General features: G+C 53.9%; 21 protein-coding genes and 1 pseudogene. 16 read left to right on the forward strand and 6 right to left on the reverse strand.

Annotation, left to right across the window (positions count from 1 at the left end):
• Positions 1–388: 388 nt before the first annotated feature.
• Both BJF95_RS14190 and BJF95_RS24595 read right to left on the reverse strand, forming a co-directional pair.
• Positions 389–1,111, reverse strand: a complete 723-nt coding sequence (locus BJF95_RS14190) for an AAA family ATPase (protein WP_175577260.1) — start codon at positions 1,109–1,111, stop codon at positions 389–391.
• Between the two features lie 235 nt (positions 1,112–1,346).
• Positions 1,347–1,646 (reverse strand): DUF6634 family protein, encoded by a 300-nt coding sequence (locus BJF95_RS24595; protein WP_075640069.1) that lies wholly within the window; start codon positions 1,644–1,646, stop codon positions 1,347–1,349.
• A 175-nt stretch (positions 1,647–1,821) separates the two neighbouring features.
• Between BJF95_RS24595 and BJF95_RS14200 the strand changes: the two genes are divergently transcribed.
• From BJF95_RS14200 to BJF95_RS14230, 7 genes and pseudogenes are all read left to right on the forward strand, one after another.
• On the forward strand, positions 1,822–2,064 hold the full coding sequence (locus BJF95_RS14200) for a helix-turn-helix transcriptional regulator (protein WP_075640070.1): 243 nt from the start codon (positions 1,822–1,824) through the stop codon (positions 2,062–2,064).
• A gap of 375 nt (positions 2,065–2,439) precedes the next feature.
• A pseudogene (gene thyA, locus BJF95_RS14205) lies at positions 2,440–2,718 on the forward strand (thymidylate synthase); the annotation flags it as partial.
• A gap of 113 nt (positions 2,719–2,831) precedes the next feature.
• Complete coding sequence (locus BJF95_RS14210; protein ID WP_075640072.1) at positions 2,832–3,221, forward strand: DoxX family protein; 390 nt, start codon at positions 2,832–2,834, stop codon at positions 3,219–3,221.
• A 115-nt stretch (positions 3,222–3,336) separates the two neighbouring features.
• On the forward strand, positions 3,337–3,864 hold the full coding sequence (locus BJF95_RS14215) for a dihydrofolate reductase (protein ID WP_075640073.1): 528 nt from the start codon (positions 3,337–3,339) through the stop codon (positions 3,862–3,864).
• Positions 3,865–4,113: 249 nt separating this feature from the next.
• Positions 4,114–5,232: an FtsH protease activity modulator HflK gene (hflK, locus tag BJF95_RS14220; protein WP_075640074.1), complete on the forward strand. Its 1,119-nt coding sequence runs from the start codon at positions 4,114–4,116 to the stop codon at positions 5,230–5,232.
• A 1-nt stretch (position 5,233) separates the two neighbouring features.
• Positions 5,234–6,154 (forward strand): protease modulator HflC, encoded by a 921-nt coding sequence (gene hflC / locus BJF95_RS14225; RefSeq protein WP_075640075.1) that lies wholly within the window; start codon positions 5,234–5,236, stop codon positions 6,152–6,154.
• Positions 6,155–6,347: 193 nt separating this feature from the next.
• Positions 6,348–7,856 carry a Do family serine endopeptidase gene (locus BJF95_RS14230; RefSeq protein WP_075640359.1) on the forward strand — a complete coding sequence of 503 codons (1,509 nt, stop codon included), beginning with the start codon at positions 6,348–6,350 and terminating at the stop codon, positions 7,854–7,856.
• An 81-nt stretch (positions 7,857–7,937) separates the two neighbouring features.
• Here BJF95_RS14230 and BJF95_RS14235 read toward each other — a convergent pair whose 3' ends face one another.
• Together BJF95_RS14235 and serB are read right to left on the reverse strand one after the other, a co-directional pair.
• Complete coding sequence (locus BJF95_RS14235; protein WP_075640076.1) at positions 7,938–8,504, reverse strand: GNAT family N-acetyltransferase; 567 nt, start codon at positions 8,502–8,504, stop codon at positions 7,938–7,940.
• Positions 8,505–8,511: 7 nt separating this feature from the next.
• Positions 8,512–9,402, reverse strand: a complete 891-nt coding sequence (serB, locus tag BJF95_RS14240) for a phosphoserine phosphatase SerB (RefSeq protein WP_075640077.1) — start codon at positions 9,400–9,402, stop codon at positions 8,512–8,514.
• On the opposite strand from serB, the gene miaA reads away from it, so the two are divergent.
• The 5 genes from miaA to BJF95_RS14265 all read left to right on the forward strand — a co-directional run bounded on the left by miaA (position 9,401) and on the right by BJF95_RS14265 (position 14,057).
• Positions 9,401–10,294, forward strand: coding sequence for a tRNA (adenosine(37)-N6)-dimethylallyltransferase MiaA (miaA, locus tag BJF95_RS14245; protein WP_075640078.1), 894 nt, complete (start codon positions 9,401–9,403; stop codon positions 10,292–10,294). The two genes, serB and miaA, sit on opposite strands and share 2 nt — an antisense overlap.
• Positions 10,295–10,544: 250 nt before the next feature.
• On the forward strand, positions 10,545–12,356 hold the full coding sequence (locus BJF95_RS14250; protein ID WP_075640079.1) for a putative bifunctional diguanylate cyclase/phosphodiesterase: 1,812 nt from the start codon (positions 10,545–10,547) through the stop codon (positions 12,354–12,356).
• Between the two features lie 85 nt (positions 12,357–12,441).
• Complete coding sequence (locus BJF95_RS14255; RefSeq protein WP_075640080.1) at positions 12,442–12,711, forward strand: hypothetical protein; 270 nt, start codon at positions 12,442–12,444, stop codon at positions 12,709–12,711.
• A 109-nt stretch (positions 12,712–12,820) separates the two neighbouring features.
• Positions 12,821–13,255, forward strand: a complete 435-nt coding sequence (locus tag BJF95_RS14260; protein ID WP_075640081.1) for a MarR family winged helix-turn-helix transcriptional regulator — start codon at positions 12,821–12,823, stop codon at positions 13,253–13,255.
• A 55-nt stretch (positions 13,256–13,310) separates the two neighbouring features.
• On the forward strand, positions 13,311–14,057 hold the full coding sequence (locus BJF95_RS14265; protein ID WP_075640082.1) for an SDR family NAD(P)-dependent oxidoreductase: 747 nt from the start codon (positions 13,311–13,313) through the stop codon (positions 14,055–14,057).
• 62 nt (positions 14,058–14,119) lie between these two features.
• On the opposite strand, the gene BJF95_RS14270 is transcribed toward BJF95_RS14265, so the two are convergent.
• Entirely contained in the window at positions 14,120–16,072 is a 1,953-nt protein-coding gene (locus tag BJF95_RS14270) for an ATP-binding protein (RefSeq protein WP_425348693.1), read from the reverse strand.
• A gap of 342 nt (positions 16,073–16,414) precedes the next feature.
• Here BJF95_RS14270 and BJF95_RS14275 point away from each other — a divergent pair, with 342 nt between their 5' ends.
• From BJF95_RS14275 to BJF95_RS14290, 4 genes are all read left to right on the forward strand, one after another.
• Positions 16,415–18,217 carry an acetolactate synthase 3 large subunit gene (locus BJF95_RS14275; RefSeq protein WP_075640084.1) on the forward strand — a complete coding sequence of 601 codons (1,803 nt, stop codon included), beginning with the start codon at positions 16,415–16,417 and terminating at the stop codon, positions 18,215–18,217.
• Between the two features lie 15 nt (positions 18,218–18,232).
• A complete protein-coding gene (gene ilvN / locus BJF95_RS14280) occupies positions 18,233–18,805 on the forward strand; it encodes an acetolactate synthase small subunit (RefSeq protein WP_075640085.1) in 573 nt (190 codons plus the stop codon).
• Positions 18,806–18,935: 130 nt separating this feature from the next.
• On the forward strand, positions 18,936–19,208 hold the full coding sequence (locus BJF95_RS14285) for a hypothetical protein (protein ID WP_075640086.1): 273 nt from the start codon (positions 18,936–18,938) through the stop codon (positions 19,206–19,208).
• Between the two features lie 378 nt (positions 19,209–19,586).
• Entirely contained in the window at positions 19,587–19,979 is a 393-nt protein-coding gene (locus tag BJF95_RS14290) for a hypothetical protein (protein ID WP_075640087.1), read from the forward strand.
• Positions 19,980–20,083: 104 nt separating this feature from the next.
• Here BJF95_RS14290 and BJF95_RS14295 read toward each other — a convergent pair whose 3' ends face one another.
• Positions 20,084–20,929, reverse strand: a complete 846-nt coding sequence (locus tag BJF95_RS14295) for an aldo/keto reductase (protein ID WP_075640088.1) — start codon at positions 20,927–20,929, stop codon at positions 20,084–20,086.
• Positions 20,930–21,077: the final 148 nt, after the last annotated feature.

A 21,077-nucleotide genomic window follows, 5' to 3' on the forward strand; every position in this document is an offset into this window, starting at 1 on the left:
TGCTCCAAGGATTTCTGGAGGTTGATCTGGATGGCATCCTGATTAGCCTTGAGACTCAAGTGCACCTGATACGGGGATGTTGGCAAGCGGGGTGTACGCTGTTGCCAAGCTGGTGCACTTGTCCACGTCTTCGGAAGCACGCTTCTTCAGTGTTTCACCTGAGACGCAATCCTGCGCCCGCCATCGTCGGCGTCGGTCGGTTCGTCCTTATCGCGTCGTGGCATGCCGGACTCCAATTCTAACAGTCGTTAGACATTTCGAGCGCACCCTTCATCGTGGCTAGGAGATGTCTCCACGCGATGCGGCTTGAATTAGACCTGCTCCGCGAGGAGTGGACGGTCGCTTTCCAACAGCACGTGCGTGTCAGCATGTGAGACCTCGGGAAAGCTTATTGTTGCTGCCTTGCTTGCTCGCGCGCTTTCCGTAATCCCTCGACGACCCGTTCCAGCTTTCGGATCGAACCACCAGCCCAGACTTTCGCTAAGGCATCCAATTCGAATCCTTCGAGCGGCGTCGCCCAGCGCGGATCGTAACCCGTTTGGAGATATCGCCGCGCGAGAATTCGTGGGGCGAGGAGCGACAAATGATCGGCTTCCGGGTATGGAAAGCGAAGTGTTTGGCACCGGTCGCGCAAGGCCCCTGGGATCGGCTCAATCGAGTTCGTGGTCATCAGCCAGGACACGTGCGACAGATCACAGGAGGCCTGTACGTAGGGATCATGCCAACAGCGAGATGTCACCGGTTCGTACAGGCCGATCAACACGTCGTGCACATTGCCATTGTTGCGACTGGTGCCGATCTTATCGATCTCGTCGAGAATTATGATCGGTCCGGCGCAACGGTGTCGACGCACGGCCATAATCGCAAGGCTTGGTTCGCCCGATGACCACCTGCTGGCAGTCCCGCCGATGGCGCTATCGCTCGAGCCACCACAAGAGATAACTTCAAAGGGTGCGCCGAGTTCCTTACTCAATCTTTTGGCAAATTCGGACTTACCGCCTCCGGGCTCTCCAAGCAGGATGATAGGACTCAGATAGACATTGGTCCTGCCATCAAGGCCCTCTAGCACATTGTCAATAACCGCGAGTGCATAGGGAAATTCCGCGATCAAGCCCGGATCGCTTGCGCTTCTTGAGTAATCGGGACAGGCGGTCGGAATATTCGCGGATGTCTTCGGCCAAGTCTTCGCGGAAGAAGACCATCCCTCGGGGCAACTCCTCGGCGGTAGGCAAATGCAATCCAGAAATTGCTGCCTGCTGTCGGCGTTGGAAATGACGGTCTTGTAATGGCAGTTTTTCTGTCACTGGACACCTATCTGAAGCCTAGTCAGGCATTGGTGCGAAGTCTCATGGTGTTCCAGTTTCGCCCGGCCGCCCCAAGCGGTACCAACGGTTGAGCGTACGCGCGATGCCTACCTCCGTGTCCATGTATATGAGCTGACTGGTCGTGATTTCTCGACTGTCTCCCAGCGATGGGTGTCCAAAGACGTATCCTGAAAGGCAGGCCGTCCTGCGTGAATACATCTGATGGGCTTCGAGGATGGGAGCGGTGTGGAGTGACAGTGTGTGGGTGATTCCAGCCTCAACAGAACGCAGATCAACGAAAAGTCGATGCGCATCTTCCGAATTTAAGTAAGCGAACTTCATCGATAAATCCTTTTCAAGTGATTCGTGGCCAATAGGCGGCTAATAGATTTAGCGAAATATTCGCTATTTTTAGCGTTTATTTCGCTTTTAATAGCGACTCATTCGCTATTGTCAACATTTGTTTGCGAAGCGGGGCTTTCGGTGGCACCACGGCGTCATGAGACCGCCATCACGAATGCTTTCTGTCGCGCGACTTGCCCTTGGCCAAACTCAGGCCGAGGTGGCTGAGGATTCGGGCATAAGCCCGCGCACGATCTACATGATCGAAAAGGGTGCAGCCGGTATTGCAAGCGTTGAAAAACTTGTCCGCCACTACGGTAGGCGCGGGGTGATTTTTCTCGCACCCAATGGGACCGAAGGCTGGGGCATTCGTGCCAATTTTGTCGCGGGTTCTTATGATGATGAGCGACCAGAGTGACGGACTGGCATTATCGATGCAGTCGGGCACTCAAAGCCCCGTCCTTCGGTCGGGGTCCAAAGCCGGCTTTGCCGGAATTGACGGCCTATCGGCCGGCTTCTTAAATTCATTTTGACGACATAGCCTCGTCCGCTGCGAATTTGGGCTCCGCTCCTCGGCCATGTCTTCTAAGCGGAATGCGCGCTATTCGATCGCCTAGGGGCGATCGGCACGCATACTTCTTGTGAAGAAGAGTTGTGAAGTGGCGAAAGGCACCGAGTTCGTGACTGAGACGTAGACTGCATCTTCGTTTCTGTGCGACTATTACGCATCCTTAAATTTTAAAGTACCACGGGCTCTATAGTGTACCGAATATCAAAAAAAACTAGCGATGTCGGAAAACCATTCAATATTGCATCTTATGCGCTGCTGACGATGATGGTGGCTCAGGTGACAGGCCTGAAGCCCGGTGATTTTATTCACACGCTGGGCGATGCCCATCTGTATGCCAACCATTTTGAACAAGCGACATTGCAGCTTTCACGGGTGCCCAAGGCATTGCCGGTGATGAACATCAACCCGGATGTTGCTGATATCTTTGGCTTTACCTTTGATGATTTCAGCCTTGAGGGTTACAACGCTGATCCAAGCATCAAGGCTCCGATTGCGGTGTGAGCCGCTTTCAGTAAACGGAGTGTTCACGCTGATTTTATGAAAGTTAGGGTGACATTGTGTCGCAGCTATGTTGAAAGCGTTTTCACATCACTCTTTGAGAAGGTTCTCCCAATATGTTTAATCAATTGTCTAAATGGTCTCCCATCATGTTGAGCGTCCTGCGCATTATCGTAGGTCTGATGTTTTTGGAGCACGGCATGGGCAAGCTGCTTGGTTGGCCCGTGTCCAACATGCACCCTGCTGCAATGACATTGCCCTGGTTTGCTGGCTGCATTGAGCTTGTCGGCGGCTTCCTGATCACAGTTGGCTTGTTCACACGTCCTGCCGCTTTCATCGCCTCTGGCATGAGCGCTGTTGGCTATTTCCTTGTTCATGCACCCAAGGACTTTTTCCCGATGAACAATGGCGGTGAGGCGATCATCTTTTTCTGCTTTGTCTTTTTGTACTTCGTTTTTGCAGGCCCAGGCCCGCTGAGCGTCGATTCTGCACTTGGCAAGAAATAAGTCTGCCCGTCACGTTTGCAGCCGATTTTGGCCGCTGTGTTTTGCACAGCGGCTTTTTTTATGCTCCTTCGCGCTGTAGGACAGATTGGCACCTGACGAAATGAAAGAGAAAGCCATGCCAAACCCAAAGATCGTTCTTGTTGTGGCCATGTCGCAAAACAATGTCATTGGCCGCGATGGAGATATGCCGTGGAAGCTCTCCACTGATTTGAAGCGTTTCAAGGCTTTGACCATGGGCAAGCCTCTGGTTTTGGGGCGCAAGACATTTGAGTCTTTCGGCTCGAAACCTCTTCCCGGTCGCCCGCATATTATTGTGTCGCGAACAGCGCGGATCGAGATGCCGAATGTTGAGACGGCAAGCAGCCTAGAAGCAGCCCTTGAGAGGGCGCGCGTGCAAGCGACAGCCTTGGGTGTCGATGAAATCTGTGTGATTGGCGGCGGCGAGATTTACCGTCAGGCACTGCCTGTTGCTGACGTTTTACATGTCACCCATGTGGAGGCAGAGATTGAGGGGGGCGACACTTACTTCCCCCATATCGATCCCGATCAGTTCGAGATGAAAGAGGAAACCAGCGTGCCGGCCGGTGAGCGCGACAGTTTTGCCACGCGTTATGTGGTTTATTGTCGCAAAAATCCGGTTTAAGTTCTTTATTTGCCATGGATTTGAAAGAAGTTGTCGCTTTGCGTTGAAAGCGTGGCACGCGATACCTATAACTGTCTTAATCCTTGTCCCCGCCTTTATCGGTGGCGTTGAGGGCCTCTTCATAATTCTTTAAACCGCAGGCGGGTTTAACAGGGTCTTATGCAGAGAGTAGCGGTTTTACAGCCACCTGTTTGCGTTTGAAAAAGCTTACGGTGCTGTAGGGGAGAATTCTCAAAAAAAGAGGTTTTGATGCCTTGGAGTAATCAGAACGGCGGCGGCCCGACGGGCGGCGGCGGTGGAAATAATCAAGGACCATGGGGTCAGGGGCCTAACAAGCCACGTGGCAATGGCGGCGGTGGCGGAAAACAGCCACCGGATCTGGAGGATATGATCCGCCGGGGCCAAGATCAGTTTAAAAACCTGATGCCCGGCGGCTTGAACATCGGTATGGGGCTGGTTTTGGCACTCGTGGCCGGTGGTTTTTGGCTGACACAAGCCATTTACACGGTGCAGCCGGATGAGCGCGGCGTGGAAATGCGCTTTGGTAAGCCGAAGGATGAGATTGCTGGCCCCGGTTTGCATTTTCATTTTTGGCCGCTGGAAACGGTTGAAAAGGTCAAGGTTACAGAGCAGCAGCAGAACATTGGTGCCAAGGTTGCCAGCAATTCTTCGGCTGGCCTGATGCTGACCGGTGATCAAAATATCGTCAACGTGCAGTTCTCGGTGCTGTTTACGGTGAGCGATCCGAAGGCTTATCTGTTCAATCTCGAATCACCACCGCAGACGTTGCAGCAGGTTGCTGAAAGCGCCATGCGTGAGGTGGTTGGCCGGCGTCCTGCGCAAGATATTTTCCGCGATGCCCGTCAGGAAATTGCCAATGATGTGCGCAACATCATTCAAGGCACCATGGATAAATATGGCGCTGGCATTTCGATCAATTCTGTTGCGATTGAAGATGCAGCACCGCCGCGTGAAGTGGCGGATGCCTTTGATGAAGTGCAGCGTGCCGAACAGGACGAAGATCGTTTTGTTGAGGAAGCCAACCAATACGCCAATAAGGTTCTGGGTTCTGCCCGTGGTCAGTCGGCGCAGATTCGTGAAGAAGCGGCAGCTTACAAGGATCGTGTGGTCAAGGAAGCCGAGGGTGAAGCCCAGCGCTTTATCTCGATCTATGACCAATATGTTCTTGCACCAGATGTGACGCGCAAGCGGCTCTATATCGAAACCATGGAGCAGGTTCTGAAAAAATCGAACAAGGTTATCATGGATAATAATGGCCAGGGTGCTGTGCCTTATCTTCCCTTGAACGAGATTGGCCGTATGGGTGCACAATCTGGCCCAGCCCAATCCAGCCAGGGAGGCAAATAAGATGTCAAATCGTATGCTTTCCATGCTGATTGGTTTGGCCGTTGTGCTGCTCCTTGTCTACTCGTCGATGTTTGTGGTCAACCAGCGCCAGCAGGCTGTGGTCATCCGCTTTGGTCAGATCAAGGAAGTTTACAGCGAGCCGGGTCTTTACTTCAAAATGCCGTTTGCGTTTGCGGGTGCTGACCGGGTGCAATTCGTGTCTGATCAGGCGTTGCGCTTTGATCTCGACAATATCCGTGTTCAGGTCAAGGGCGGTAAATTCTACGAGGTTGACGCATTCCTGATTTACAAGATCACCGACGCCCGCCGCTTTATCGGGATTATTGCCGGTGGTAACCGCGATGATGCCGAAGCACGGTTGAGAACCCGTCTTGATGCCTCGTTGCGTCGTGTTTATGGTTTGCGTGGCTTTGAATCGGCGCTGTCGGAAGCACGGTCTGCGATGATGCAGGAAGTGGCGGCTGATCTGAAAACGGATGCCGAAAACCTCGGTATTACCATTGATGATGTTCGTATTCGCCGCACCGATCTGACACAGGAAGTGTCGCGTGAGACTTTTGCGCGGATGCGGTCTGAGCGTCTGGCCGAGGCCGAGTTGATCCGTGCCCGTGGTAACGAGCAAGGTCAACGCCGTCGCGCCATTGCCGATCGTCAGGTGGTGGAGCTGAAGGCAGATGCCCAGCGTGATTCTGAAATCCTGCGTGGTCAGGGCGATGCAGAGCGCAACAAGGTGTTTGCGGATGCCTATAAGCGTGATCCGGCCTTCTTCGAATTCTACCGTTCGATGGCGGCCTATGAAGATGCGCTTGGCAACAAGGGAACCTCCATGGTGCTGTCGCCAAATTCGGAGTTCTTCAAGTTCTTTGAGCAGTCCAAGGGCGCACCCGACGCAAAGCTTGCGGCACCTGCTGCCAGCAATTGATCATCACGCCTTGAAAATTAAGCGAGAGGGCCGGTTTATTCCGGCCCTTTTTCGTTTTCCCTTGCTTTTTTCACGTCCAATCATGTCTTGGCCACAACCACAATATAGCGTGAACAAGTGTTGGAAGGGCGTTTCGGTTTTCGCCATTGCGCCCTATGATGCTGAGAGGATTTTGCTGAATGCGAGGATGCCCATGATCAAGCGCCGCGGAACACCCACGCGACTTCTGATGTCTGCCGTTGTCGGAAGTGCCGTGTGCTTTGGCGGGCTGATTGCAGATCGCACGGCCGCTCTGGCACAGATGCCAGGCCCCGCGCCCGTGGCCGATATCGCGCAAGGCTTGCTGGGGGCGGTGGTGAATATTGCCACCTCGCAAAATGTCGATGACGACGAAGCAGGGCCGGTGCCACAGGTGCCAAAGGGCTCGCCCTTCGAAGATTTGTTTGAGGATTTCTACAAGAAACGTCAGGGCAAGACGGGCAACCACAAGGTCAATTCGCTCGGCTCCGGCTTTGTGATTGATCCGGCTGGTTACATTGTCACCAACAATCATGTGATCGAAAACGCTGATGATATTGAAGTTATCTTCTCGGATGGCTCCAAGCTCAAAGCGAAGCTGGTGGGCACCGATACCAAAACCGACCTATCCTTGCTGAAAGTGGAGCCAACTGAGCCGCTGACGGCGGTGAAATTTGGTGATTCGCGCAAAATGCGGATTGGCGATTGGGTGATGGCCATTGGCAATCCCTTCGGCCTCGGTGGTTCCGTAACGCTCGGGATTATCTCGGCGCGTGGTCGCAATATCAATGCCGGACCATACGATAATTTTATCCAGACCGATGCCGCGATCAACAAGGGCAATTCCGGCGGTCCGCTGTTCAACATGGCGGGTGAGGTGATTGGTATCAACACCGCGATTATTTCGCCCAGCGGCGGCTCGATTGGCATCGGTTTTGCCGTGCCGACCGAGCTTGCGGAAAATGTGATTGCCCAACTCAGACAGTATGGCGAAACCCGTCGTGGTTGGCTGGGCGTACGCATTCAGCCCGTACCGGATGATCTTGCAAAACAGGCAGGTATCAAGACCGGGCGCGGCGCTTTGATCAGCAGCGTGATTGATGGCGGACCGGTGGCAAAAGGTCCGGTGAAAATGGGCGATGTGATCATCAGCTTCAACGGCAAGGAGATTTTGGAAAGCCGGGATCTGGTGCGTACCGTGGCCGAAAGCCCGATTGATCAGGATCTGGACGTTGTGGTGTTTCGGGATGGCCAGCGCCAGACCTTGAAGGTGAAGCTTGCAAGGCTGCCGGATGAAAAAGTGGCGGAAGCCAAGGACACCGGTGCCAAGGAGACCGAACAGGCCGATCCGCAAGGAGAAGATGGCGCGGTTGATGATGACGCCACCACGGCGGTTTTGGGCATGACCGTGACCAACCTTGACGACGACAAACGGGCAGCCAACAGCATTGCTGAAAGCGTCGAAGGCCTGCTGATCACCAATGTTGAGAAAGACTCGCCCGCCGATCTGAAAGGCATGAAGGTGGGCGAGGTGATTGTGGAAGTGGCGCAGGAATTTGTCGATACGCCTGATGCGCTTTTGGAAAAAATCCTCAAGCTGAAATCCGATGGCCGCCGCAGCGCTTACTTCATGGTTGCCAATCCCAGAGGGGATTTACGCTTCGTATCGGTGCCGCTGGAATAGGCCGTGCGCTTTCCACGGGCTTGAATTGTTGAGTCGATTCAGGCCGCTACATCGCAATGCTTAAAAACTGATTCCAGTACTTCAAGCGCTTTCTCGGCGGCTAAATTCCTCGGCCGTTAACCGATACAGCACATGGCGCTGCAAATGCGGATGGCTGGGTGGTACGCGCGGATGGATGAAGCTGCCCGCGATATCCTGTGTCATTCCCAGCCTTTTCATCACGGCTGTTGAGCGATGGTTGTTTTCAACCGCAAAGGAAACAATCTCGTCCAGGCCCTTGATGCGGAATCCATAATCCAGCAAGGCTTTGGCGGCTTCGGTGATATAGCCATGGCCCCAGAAGCGGGTGGCCAGCCGCCAGCCGATTTCAATTGTACCGTCCGGCAAGATGCCCGGCAGCATGGCATCGGTCAGACCACAAAAGCCCATGGGCTCTCCGGTCTCTTTCAGCTCAAGGGCAAAGAAGCAAAGTCCGGTATCGCGGATCAGACCATTGATCTTATCCATCATCGCATCGGCTTCTTCATGGGAACGCCGAAAGGGAAAAAACTCCATCACCTTCGGGTCGCGGTTGATCTCTCGAAACAGGTCGCGGTCGCTGTCTTTCCAGCAGCGCAAAATCAGGCGGTCTGTTTCAAGAAACATCATGCTGACCTCAGGCGGAGACGAAATCGGTTTTGCGATAGCCTTGCAGATAGAGAAGGGCGGTGAGATCGCTATGGTCGATGCGGATTTTGGCTTGCGCCGCAACCGATGGTTTGGCGTGCAACGCCACACCGGAACCTGCAATGCCCAACATGCCAAGGTCATTGGCACCGTCACCCACCGCCATCACGTCATCATTGGTAATGCCAAGCTTGGCGACAATGTCTTCGAGCGCATCCACCTTGGCCTGTTTGCCCAAAATTGGCTCGGCCACTTCGCCGCTTAACAATCCATCCCGCTCCAAAAGAATGTTGGCACGATTTTCATCAAAGCCGAGCGTTTCTGCGATTTTTGAGGTGAAAACGGTAAACCCGCCAGAGACGAGGGCGGTGTAATATCCCTTGGCTTTCATGGTGGCGATCAGCTCAAGGCCACCTGGAGTAAGGGTGATGCGCTTGGCAATCACCTCATCCACCACATTGGCGGGCAGGCCTTTCAGCAGCGCCACGCGCTCGCGAAGGGCTGGCTCAAAGGCGATCTCACCGTTCATGGCGCGGGCGGTGATTTTTGAGACCTGATCTTTCAGCCCCACTTCGGCGGCGAGTTCATCAATGCATTCCTGACCGATCATGGTTGAATCCATATCGGCAATCAGAAATTTTTTGCGGCGTTGATCTGCGTGTTGAATGGCCACATCAATCGGCAGATCTGCCACGATGGTGCGAAGACAGTGCTCTGCATCCGCAAGGTTTGTGCCGTCTTTCAAGGCGATATCGCATGCCACGCCATCGGCCAGCCAGTAAAGACCGGAGGCATCCAGAGCCAGCGCCGCCTTTTCTGCAAGAGCGGGTGTAAGAACAGGATTTGACGGATTGGCGATAAGCGTGGCAACAAAAGCCATGATGAAAAACCTTGAAGATAATTTCGACGCCATCCTGATAACCGGCCCGACCGCCAGCGGCAAGTCCGCGCTAGCGCTAAAGCTGAGCAAAGACGCAAGGGGCGTGGTGATCAATGCCGATAGCATGCAGGTCTATGATACGCTGCGGGTTGTCACAGCCCGGCCAGATGATGCCGAGATGCAAGGTGTGCGGCATTATCTCTACGGTCATGTGCCCGCCAGCAAGACCTATTCCACCGGTGACTGGCTGCGTGAAATAGAGGTGCTGTTGGCCGGGTTGAAAGCCGAAGGCCGCCTGCCGGTGATCATCGGCGGCACGGGGCTTTATTTCAAGGCGCTGACGGGTGGTCTCTCAGAAATGCCTGCGATTCCTGAGGAGGTCCGCAGCCGTTTGCGCAAGCGCGAAGCGCTGGAAGGATCGCAAGCGCTGCATCGCGAGTTGATGGAGCGCGATTCCGTCATGGCCGCAAAGCTCAATCCGCAAGATGGTCAGCGCATTGTGCGGGCATTGGAAGTGCTGGAGGTCACGGGGCAATCCATCGCCACGTTGCAAGCCCGCACGGGACCCGTGATCGTTGATCCAGCAAGAGCTCGAAAAATCGTGGTTTTACCGGAGCGCGCCACTTTGCACGATCGGATCAATCGCCGGTTTGCCTTGATGATGGAGCAAGGGGCGGTGGAAGAAGTGGAGGCGCTTTTGGCGCAAAATCTTGCCCCGGATATGCCCGCCATGAAAGCCATTGGTGTGATGCAAATTGCCGCCATGCTGAGGGGCGATATCAGCCGCCAAGAGGCGATTGAAAAGGCCTCTGCCGCGACCCGGCAATATGCCAAACGGCAAATGACCTGGTTTCGCAATCAAATGAGCGATGGCTGGGAAATAATAAAATAAGACTATGTATAGTCATCTGACCAGAACAGATGTGCCGTTTTTGTTTTCTATGCTTTCTTCATGATTCACGCATCTTCAATATTAATGTGCCAAAATAGGTGCATTGAAAGATGTTTGGATCTGCGCATGTGTTTGGCCGATAAAATAAAAAGACATTGCGCCGGTTTGTTGAAATTGGCGTTTTGCTGCGATGTTTAAAACGATCCTGCAACATTACAGGATCTGGGCAAGTCCAATTCGTCAACAGGCGATGGCAGACGCTTATAGGCCTATTGTTCGTGGTTTTCTTGCTCCCGGCTGCGCTTATTATCTCTTTGTCACCTGGGGCCATTGGCATGATGAGCACGGGCTTCATCTTGCCGTGCTGGGCGGAATCAGTCTTTGCACTGCTCTTTGCTACGCGCTGTTCAGGTATTTTCTGTTGCCGGAGGGCAAGACATCCCTGGGGCGATTGGAGACTGTGGGCCTTGCCACCAATCTGCTGATGTATCTCAATGTGCTGGCCTATATGCTTTTGCATTTTGAAGAGCAGAAGCTGGTCTATTTTGTGCTGATGGCGGTGGTGTTTTCCACCTCGGGCGTCACGCTACGCGGCACATTTGTCAGCGTCGCCATCTCCATTGCCACGCTGTTCTGGTTTGCCGCTGGCCTTTCGGCCGAAGACGCTGCACGCTTTGCCTTCATTGGTGTTGCAACCTCGTTTGCGGCATTTGGCATGGCAACGCTTTTGCGCAAAGCCATTTTGCGTCAGATTGATGCGCGCCTTTATGCCGATCAGATTTCGATGCAAGACAGCTTGACCGGTATTGCCAATCGCCGCGCGCTGTTTGGCCATATGGAGATGTTGGTCCAGGAAGAGCGTCCATTCTGGATCGGAATTCTGGATCTCGACGGGTTTAAAGCCATCAATGATATCTATGGCCACTCCGTGGGTGATAATCTGTTGTGCCAGGTGGTGACGCGACTGAAGCGGCACGAATCATCCGAGATCGTGTTTGGGCGTGTCGGTGGCGATGAATTTGCCATTTTGATAACCGGAGGGCTTGATTGCCAGCAGGTGGAGCAATTCGGTGCCAATTTGATTGCCACCATAAGTCTTCCCTATGAAATTGCACTGCTGCAATTGAATGTGAGCGGAACCATTGGCTTTGCTCATTATCCAACAATGGGCAAAGCGTCAGCCTGTATATATGAGAGAGCGGATTTTGCGCTCTACCGCGGCAAGCAAAACGCGCGGCGCAGCACAATCATCTTCACGCCCGAACAGGAAGAGCAGATGCGGCAAGGCGTGGAGCTTGAAAGAGCATTGCGCGAGGCGAACCTGAATGAAGAGCTTCATTTGGTGTTCCAGCCTCAGATGGATATTCCGACCCGTCGAATTATGAGCTTTGAGGCGCTGGCCCGTTGGCAAAGCCCGAAGCTGGGCGAAATCCAACCGGAGAGCTTTATCCGCGCTGCCGAGCGGGCGGGTTTGATTCAGAATGTCACCAAAATTCTGTTCGGCAAAGGCCTTGACGCTTTAGAGACATGGCCAACCGATGTGAGCATCTCTTTCAATCTCTCGGCACAGGATGTGGCGGATAGAGATTTTATATTTTCGCTGACAGCGCAGGTGTTTGCGCGTGGCATTGCCCCGGGGCGCATTGAATTTGAAATTACCGAAACGGCGGTGATGAAGGATATTGCTGCGTCACGCAGTCTGCTGGAAGACCTGTCTGCTGCGGGATTCAAAGTGGCGCTGGATGATTTTGGCTCCGGCTATTCCAGCTTTGCCTATATCGACCGTCTGCCGCTGGACAAGATCAAGATCGACAAGAGCTTTGTGCGCAAGGTGGCCGATAGTGCCACATCCCGCGAGATCATCGCAGCCATTATTACGCTTTGCCGTAACCTCGATTTAAAATGCGTGCTGGAAGGCGTCGAAACCGAAGAGGAATTGGCTGTTCTCATGCCGATGGCTCCGCAGATTATTCAGGGCTATCTGTTTGGCAGGCCAATGGAACTGGAGGCAATAGTGCCTTTGTTGACGCAAAACAAAGCCGAAAACGCGCGTCTCGTTTGAGCAAGCACTGGTTTTGTCTGGCGCTTGCTAACCCGCATTATCCGTGATGGGATTGCGCTGAAAACACCACTGCACGGGGTCGCACATGAATCTCTTTCTGGCCAGAACACTTTCCACTCTCAACGCCGTTTTTGCCCTGTTGATCATCGTAATTGCCACGGCCTCCGGCGCCACCGGCGGCAGCTATTATTATTATTATGGCGGCAGCGGCATATCGCTCACCGGTGCAATTTTCGGTGGCCTCGGCGGCGTGCTGATAGCCGCGCTGATCTGCGGAACAATTGCCTTTCTCACCCTGATCGAGCGGCATTTGAGTGTGCTGGCGGAGGCCGCCAAGCGGAACGGAGGCGGCTGAGGGTCCGCATGGGGCTGAAGAAGAGAGTGCCGGTGCAGATCCTCATTGTGACAGGATATCTTGCGAGCAACGGCTTACACTGATTGATCAGACATGCTTAATTCCCGATATGACAGCACCGACACCAGAACAAATTGAAAAACTCGCGATCGCTTTTGAGCGGTTCACCCGCCGTTTCAAGGTTGAAGAAGCGGCGGCGGCCCTGAAAAATGCGCTTAATGCTCTGGATATCCAGGCCCTTCTCTTCATCAGTGAGCACCCCGAATGCACATTGGGAGATGTGGCGCGCCACCTTGATGTCGCGCTGACAACGATGTCTTCTTCGGTCGACAGATTGGTGCGCAAGGAGATGGTCGAGCGGCGGCGTCCACAGGAAAACCGCCGGTCGGTTTCGCTGAATATCACACAGCAGGGTCAAGATGCCGTTTTGGGCTATGTTGATGGGTATCGAGCCTCGTGCAAAGCCATGTTGGAGGCGCTTGATCCGGCAGAGAGAACCACGTTTCTCAATCTCACACAAAAAATCTCTCAATCCGAAGATTGAATAATACGAATTTCGTAGTATTTATGTGATGTCGCAAGTCTGAAGGGACGTCACTATGAATCACATATCAAATATTGCACTCATCACCGGCGCGAATAAAGGAATTGGGTTTGCTATTGCCCGACAGCTCGGCGCAAGTGGTCACATGGTTTGGCTCGGTTGCCGGGATATGTCACGTGGCGAGGTGGCGGCTCGGAGTCTGAGGGACGAGGGAATTGATGCACGCGCCGTGCAACTCAATGTGACAGACGATACCAGCGTGACCAAGGCTGCAAAGACCATCGAGCAGGCCGTGGGCCATGTTGATGTTCTGGTCAATAATGCCGGGCTTATGTTTGCTGAAGCCCCCTCTCTTTCGAGCGAGTCGATTGATGAGATCAAACAGATGTTTGACGCCAACGTGTTTGGTGTCTTGCGGGTCACTCAGGCATTTCTGCCTTTGTTGCGCAAATCGAGTGCGGCGCGAATTGTGATGATGAGCAGTGGTCTCAGCTCACTGTCGGATGCTCTGGATATGAGAAGCGAAACCTGGAGCGTGGGCTTTGGTGGATATTGTGCGTCCAAAACGGCGCTCAACATGCTGACTGTTAAACTTGCCAAGGAACTCGACCGTGAGGGGATCAAGGTGAATGCTGTTGATCCCGGCCTGACATCAACCGATATGACAGGAAATGGCCCCGGCCACTCCGCCGAGGAAGGAGCCCGACCTGCGGTCGCGTTGGCAAACATACATGCATATGGTCCTTCGGCAGGATTTTTTGCGTGTTCGACCACAGGCGATCTGGTGTCTAAGCCCTGGTGACAGGCTGGTGTTCGGCTTCTTACAGCGGCATGGATACCCAAGCAGCTGTTGAGCAAAGCCGCTTAGTCTTTCCCATCCTTCAAGGGTTTTCTCAAAATACTCTCGCGCAAACTCATGCCATGCTCGCGTCTTGGTGGCGCGACTGGCGATGATGCCGTGGCGAAAAGGCCGGGAGCGTCAGGATTGCGCAAACCTGCATAGGCGCTGGCCGGCCTGAAGCCTGAGGATGTGGCAGCGGCCGGGGCATCGGGCTCTACGCTTGGCAACATGTCCGGGCGATAGGGCTCGATAGGTGCTGGCGAGGAGGGGGCCGGTGACATCTGTGTGTAGTTTTGATTGAAATTGCCGAGGTCTGGCTCGGCGCTGGCGCGCATGCGCGAGATGACATCGCGCAGGTCGATGTTGTCCGGTTTTTCGTCGGATTGGCGCACGGTTGTGCCGCTGGCTTTGGGCAGATAACGCTGCTCGACACGCGAAAAGCGCATGCGCATCGGCACGGAGATCGCCTCGCCAAAGGCAATGGCCTCACCATTGCCGATGGAGGAGATAAAACTGGTGGCCGAAATGGAGCCGTCTGGCAGGGCAGAGCGGATGATGTCCTGATCGCGGTCATTGGCCAGCCGCATGGCAAACACGGTGGAGCATTGCGAGAGAATCGTTTGGTCCAGCTCGCCCGGCCTCTGGGTGATGATGCCGAGCGACACGCCGTATTTGCGGCCTTCCTTGGCAATGCGGGCAATGGCCTGGCGCGTGGGGAAAAAGCCGAGGCTGGGGTCAGACGGTACATAGCGGTGGGCTTCTTCGCACACCACCAGCATGTGAATGGCACCGTTCGACCACATCGCCAGCTCAAACGCCATGCGGCACAGCACGGAGGCAACCGAATTGACGATTTCGGAGGGGATGCCCGCAAGCTGAAATGTGGAAATCGGGCGGCCATGGCCGGGAACGCGGAAAATATGCGCAACCGTCTCCATAATCGTATCGCTGATTGTGTTGCTGGAAAACATGAAGCGATAGCGCGGATCATTCACCGCCGAGAGAATGCGGATTTTAACGGTGCGCAGATGCGGCTTTTCCTCGCGACCTTCCAGCTTGCCAATGCGCTCATCAATGCCAGCCAGCAAATCGGCCAGCCGGTAGGGCACCGGTGTATCGGCGGTGAAGCTGGCGCGATCGCTGCGGCGGATCAGGCTTGCGTCACCACCCTTGAAGGCGCGTTTGGCCTCCGGGATCAGCTCGCGCAGAATGTCGACTTCTTCTGGAACAGCAGGGCGGCCGCGATACAGCACCTCGGTAAATTCTTCCAGCCGCATCAGCCAGAAGGGGAGGTCCAGCGTGTCGGTATCCACCACCACGGCATGGTCGGGAAAGGCGGCGGCAAATTCATTGTGCGGATCAAGGATCAGCACGCGCAGCTTCGGGTCGCTCTCAATGGCTTTGTGCAAAAGCAGCGACACAGCCGTGGATTTGCCAACACCGGTTGAGCCAACCACGGCGAAATGCTTTGAGAGCATGGCGGGGATGTTGATGGTCGCGTCAATCTCGTCATCCTGAGAGAGCTTGCCAATGACGCAGCTGCCGCCTTCTTTGGACTCATAAATACGCTTGAGGTCGGCCACGCGAATGCGGTGGGCAACAGCGCCCAGGTAAGGATATTGCGTAATGCCGGTTGAGAAGGTTTCAACGCCATCTGCACCACGGCGCACTTCGCCCATCAGCTCAACATCAATGATGAAGCCATTATTTTCGCTTTCGGTCCAAAGTCCGCTTGCTGTGCGCATGGCATAGACGAGGGCGACGACACGATTTTGATCGACGGTGATGGAAATCAACCGGCCAACCGACCAAAGGGAGGTGAGGCTGGTTTCGCCATGCTCGGCGGTGGCGGCGATGGTGGCCTGCGCGCCATTGCAGCCGACGACGCGCCCCAAGAAGCGATTTCCCGGTGCCATGAGATTGCGACGATCCTCCTCGGGTGTCGAGGACGGTGGGGAAATGTCTTGATTACGCAATGGATGCTCCATGGGCCTGGCGCTATTTTAAGGCTGGCTCTGTTAATAAGCCGTATACTGATTTCACAGCCTTTGTATGCCGCGCGGAATGCCCGATAAATTTGCGTTTGCTGCCGCATTCGCGGGCTTTTTGGCGTTGACGCTTATCAAGATAGCGTTTAAGACTTCGCCTATGAAAAATTTTGCTATTATTCTTGTGGTGGGATCGCGTATGGGCATGACGGTGTAACCGTCAGGCATTAGCCTCCCATGCGCGACAAACAGGCTCCTCTCAGGGGCCTTTTTTTATGCCCAAAATCACGCTAACAGCACATACACTTCGGGAAACTGGCGGGAGCAGACATGACTGGAACAGAAAAAAACGCAAATGAGCAGCCAAGCGCAAAGATGACCGGTGCGGAAATTGTCTTGCAGGCTTTGAAAGACAATGGTGTCGAGCATATCTTTGGCTATCCGGGCGGTTCGGTTTTGCCGATCTACGACGAGATCTTCCAGCAGGATGATATTCAGCACATTCTCGTGCGTCACGAGCAGGGCGCTGGCCATGCGGCCGAAGGTTATGCCCGCTCGACCGGCAAGGTCGGGGTTGTTTTGGTCACCTCTGGCCCGGGCGTCACCAACACGATCACGCCTTTGCAGGATGCTTTGATGGATAGCATTCCGCTGGTGTGTCTGTCGGGACAGGTGCCCACCACGTTGATTGGCTCGGATGCGTTTCAGGAATGCGATACCGTTGGCATCACCCGCCCTTGCACCAAGCACAATTGGCTGGTGAAGGACGTGAATGATCTGTCGCGCATCATCCACGAAGCGTTCCGCATTGCGCAAACGGGGCGTCCCGGCCCGGTTGTGGTTGATATTCCAAAGGATGTGCAGTTTGCCACCGGCACCTATACGCCGCCAGAGCGCCACGCCATTCAGCGCAGCTATCAACCCAAGCTGCAAGGCGATGCCAAAGCCATTGAAGCCGCCGTTCAGCTGATGGCCAGCGCCCGCCGCCCCATCATCTATTCCGGTGGTGGCGTGGTCAATTCCGGTCCGGAAGCCTCGAAGCTGTTGCGCGAATTGGTACAATTGACCGATTTTCCAATTACCTCGACCTTGATGGGTCTGGGCAGCTATCCGGCATCGGGCGCAAATTGGCTTGGCATGTTGGGCATGCACGGCTCTTATGAAGCCAATATGGCCATGCATGATTGTGACGTGATGGTGTGCATTGGCGCACGCTTCGATGACCGTATCACCGGCCGTTTGAATGCGTTTTCGCCCAACTCCAAGAAAATCCATATCGATATTGATCCATCGTCGATCAACAAGGTCGTGCGGGTGGATGTTCCGATCACCGGCGATGTTGGCCATGTGCTGGAAGATATGGTGCGCATCTGGCGTGCTTTGCCCAAGAAGCCGCAAGCAGACCAGACGGCAGAGTGGAAGGCCAGCATTGCTCAGTGGAAGGCGCGCAACTCCTTCTCCTACAAGCCGTCCAGAGACGTGATCATGCCGCAATACGCTATTGAGCGTTTGTCGGCGCTGAGCCTTGGCCGCGATACCTATATCACCACGGAAGTGGGCCAACATCAGATGTGGGCAGCCCAGTTCTTTGGCTTTGAGCAGCCAAACCACTGGATGACCTCTGGCGGCCTTGGCACCATGGGCTATGGCTTCCCGGCCGCCATTGGCGTGCAGATTGCCCACCCTGAGGCTTTGGTTATTGATATTGCCGGTGACGCCTCGATTCAGATGTGTATTCAGGAAATGTCCTGTGCTGTGCAGTATAACGCGCCTGTCAAGATTTTCATCTTGAACAACCAGTATATGGGCATGGTACGCCAGTGGCAGCAATTGTTGCATGGCAACCGCCTGTCCAATTCCTACACCGAAGCCATGCCGGATTTTGTCAAGCTGGCCGAAGCTTATGGTGCGGTTGGAATGCGTTGCGACAAGCCCGACGAGCTGGATGATGCCATCATGGAAATGATCAATGTGAAGAAGCCGGTGATTTTCGATTGCCGCGTGGCCAATCTGGCCAATTGCTTCCCGATGATTCCATCGGGCAAGGCCCATAATGAAATGCTGCTGCCGGATGAGGCGACGGATGATGCGGTGGCGACAGCCATCGACGCCAAAGGCCGCCAGCTCGTTTAACTGAGGGAGAACATTATGAACGCACATCTACAGCCAACCGGTTCTGCCTATTTCATCTCGCCGGAAACTGAACTTGCTGAAAACCACACACTTTCAGTGCTGGTCACCAATGAACCGGGCGTTCTTGCCCGCGTCATCGGTCTGTTCTCTGGTCGCGGCTACAATATCGAAAGCCTGACCGTGTCCGAGACCGAGCATGAGTCCCATCTGTCGCGCATCACCATTGTCACCCGCGGCACGCCGCTGGTGCTGGAGCAGATCAAGGCACAGCTGGAGCGGATCATTCCGGTGCACCGCGTGCTGGACCTCACGGTGCGTGCCCGCCAGCTGGGGCAGGAGCGGCCCATTGAGCGCGAAGTGGCGTTGGTGAAAGTTGTCAGCACCGGCGAAATGCGGGCTGAAACCCTGCGTCTGGCCGATGCTTTCCACGCCAAGGTGGTGGATGCCACGGTGGATCATTTCATTTTCGAGCTGACCGGCAAATCCTCCAAGATTGACCAGTTTGTCTCGATCATGAAGCCGCTTGGCCTCAATGAGGTTTGCCGCACAGGCATTGCCGCCATGAACCGTGGCGCGCAAGGCATGTAATTGTCAATTTTCCACAGCTTTGCGCAGGATATTGCTGTCTTGCGCAAAGATTTATTAACTTTTTTAAGCGTGATTTTGAACAAAACAGCTGGTGGCGCGTTAATGGCTCAGAGAAACACAGGAGCCTGCCATGAAAGCAGCAACAGTATTCATTCTTATCGCATCTTTGACAGTTCCGGCTGGTCTTGCGGCAAAGGGATTTGTTGAGCATCAAGGCCAATCTTCTTTCACGAAAACCGAGCCTTTTGCGAACGTCACTGTGAAAAAGGGTAATCGTTTGCCAAAAATGAACGAGCAGAGCGCTTTAAACGATGACTATGCTTCGGAATGGGTGTCAGATTGCTATGACGCTTATGGTGATGCCGGGAATGCGGCCAATCTGAAGGCTTGCCTCAAAGGCTAAACACATCAGTGACGTTGTTAGATTTTTTGAACTCGCTTTCGCGACCTTTTTATCATGTAAGACAGCATTGAAAATCCCGCACACTTTTAAATGTGCGGGATTTTTTATAAATACTCCAAGGTTTTGCAATTTGTATATTATAAATATCTATAATTCACATTTTTGTGTTAATGGCTTCGTTTATTTATATTTTATAAAGCGCCCATTTTCCTTTTTATATTTGGGTATAAGCTGGATATCGACCTCTCAATCGACATTTTGAATAAAGTCTATTTCTTGTCGGTTTTTATGACTGGATAAAACAGGGAGGGTTCCAGTTTATATGTGCTCGAGGCCCGTAAAGTGATGAAGGTACCGGCGCAATGATAGGGGATTGGCATGAAAAACGGTGCTTACACGCGTTTGGGGACGTTGGTCATTTCTATCTGTTTGGCTTTGTCGAGCAGCGCTTATGCAAAGTCCACAGGGTGGTTGAACGCAAATCAATTGCAGGTTTTTAGCAGGGAGCATTTGCGCGCCGAGGCATTTCCGACATCCATAAGCTGTAAGGATTCTGAGGTCGTGGCGGGCATGGATCGCCGCAACATGATGGTGAAGATCGAATATTCTTCAAACCCACATCACCAGAGTTGGAAGTGGGCGTGGGGCGGGGCGGTCGGCAAGGTTGAGCACGATTATGCTGCAAAAGGCTACAAGATGGTTTCTCAAGACAGTTTTCGCCGTCCTTCGGGATTGTTGATGCGTTGCGCCATCTGGCACAAACAGAACTGACAGACGCCAGAGCATCGCACAGAAGAATGCAATAGAGACGACGCGCTGAGCTTTTGTTTGCGCATCGGATTTATCCGAAAATCGGCTCCCTGTCCGTCGATGCTCTATAACATTTCAAGAGGTTGTTTGCGCTGTGGTGGCGCAAACAAACTATCAAGACGCTGCAAATCCTCATCCGTGAGGTCCAACTCGACCGCCGCTCTATTTTCCTCCACACGATGCACATTGGCCGATTTTGGAATGGGAAGCACACCCTCACGCTCCAGCAAAAAGGCAAGCGCCACTTGCGCGGGCGTTCCCTGATAGGCTTTCGCCATATGAATGAGGTCCGCATTGTTGTGCAGGCGGCCTTGCTCTATGGGAGAGTAAGCCATAACCGCAATATTGTGCTGCTGGCACCAAGGCAGAAGATCAAACTCAATGCCGCGACGGGTGAGATTGTAGAGCACCTGATTGGCCGCACAATTGCGCCCATTCTCAATGCTGAACAGCTCTTCCATGTCATCCATATCGAAATTGGAAACACCCCATTCGCGGATTTTGCCATCCTGTTTCAAGCGCTCAAATGCGGCAACCGTGTCTTCCAGCGGATGTTCGCCAGGCCAATGCAGCAGGTAAAGATCAAGGTGGTCGGTGCCCAATCGCTTCAGGCTGTCCTCGCAGGCCTGAACGGTGCCTTTGAGACTGGCGTTCCACGGTAAAACCTTGGACACCAGAAAGGCTTCATCGCGGCGGCCTTGCAAAGCCGCGCCGGTGATCTTCTCAGCGCCGCCCTTGCCATACATTTCGGCGGTATCAATCACCGCCATGCCGAGGTCGAGCGCTTTGCCAATGGCTGCAATCTCGTCCTTGGCTTTGGTGCTGTCTTCGCCCATGTTCCATGTGCCAAAACCAAGGGCAGGCAGGGTGATGCCCGATGGAAGGGTTACGGTTGGCATGGTGTCGTCCATTGTCGTATCCTCCGAGATTGGTTCAATTCAAAATAGCAATGGATTGGCACTTGGCAAGTTTTGTCGGGATTGGATTATCGTGTCACCATGACAATCAAACCGGATCAGAGTGCTGGAAGATTCCAATAGGTCAGTTATGCTGACCTAT

This window comes from Rhizobium oryziradicis (assembly GCF_001939045.1).
Lineage (GTDB): Bacteria > Pseudomonadota > Alphaproteobacteria > Rhizobiales > Rhizobiaceae > Allorhizobium > Allorhizobium oryziradicis.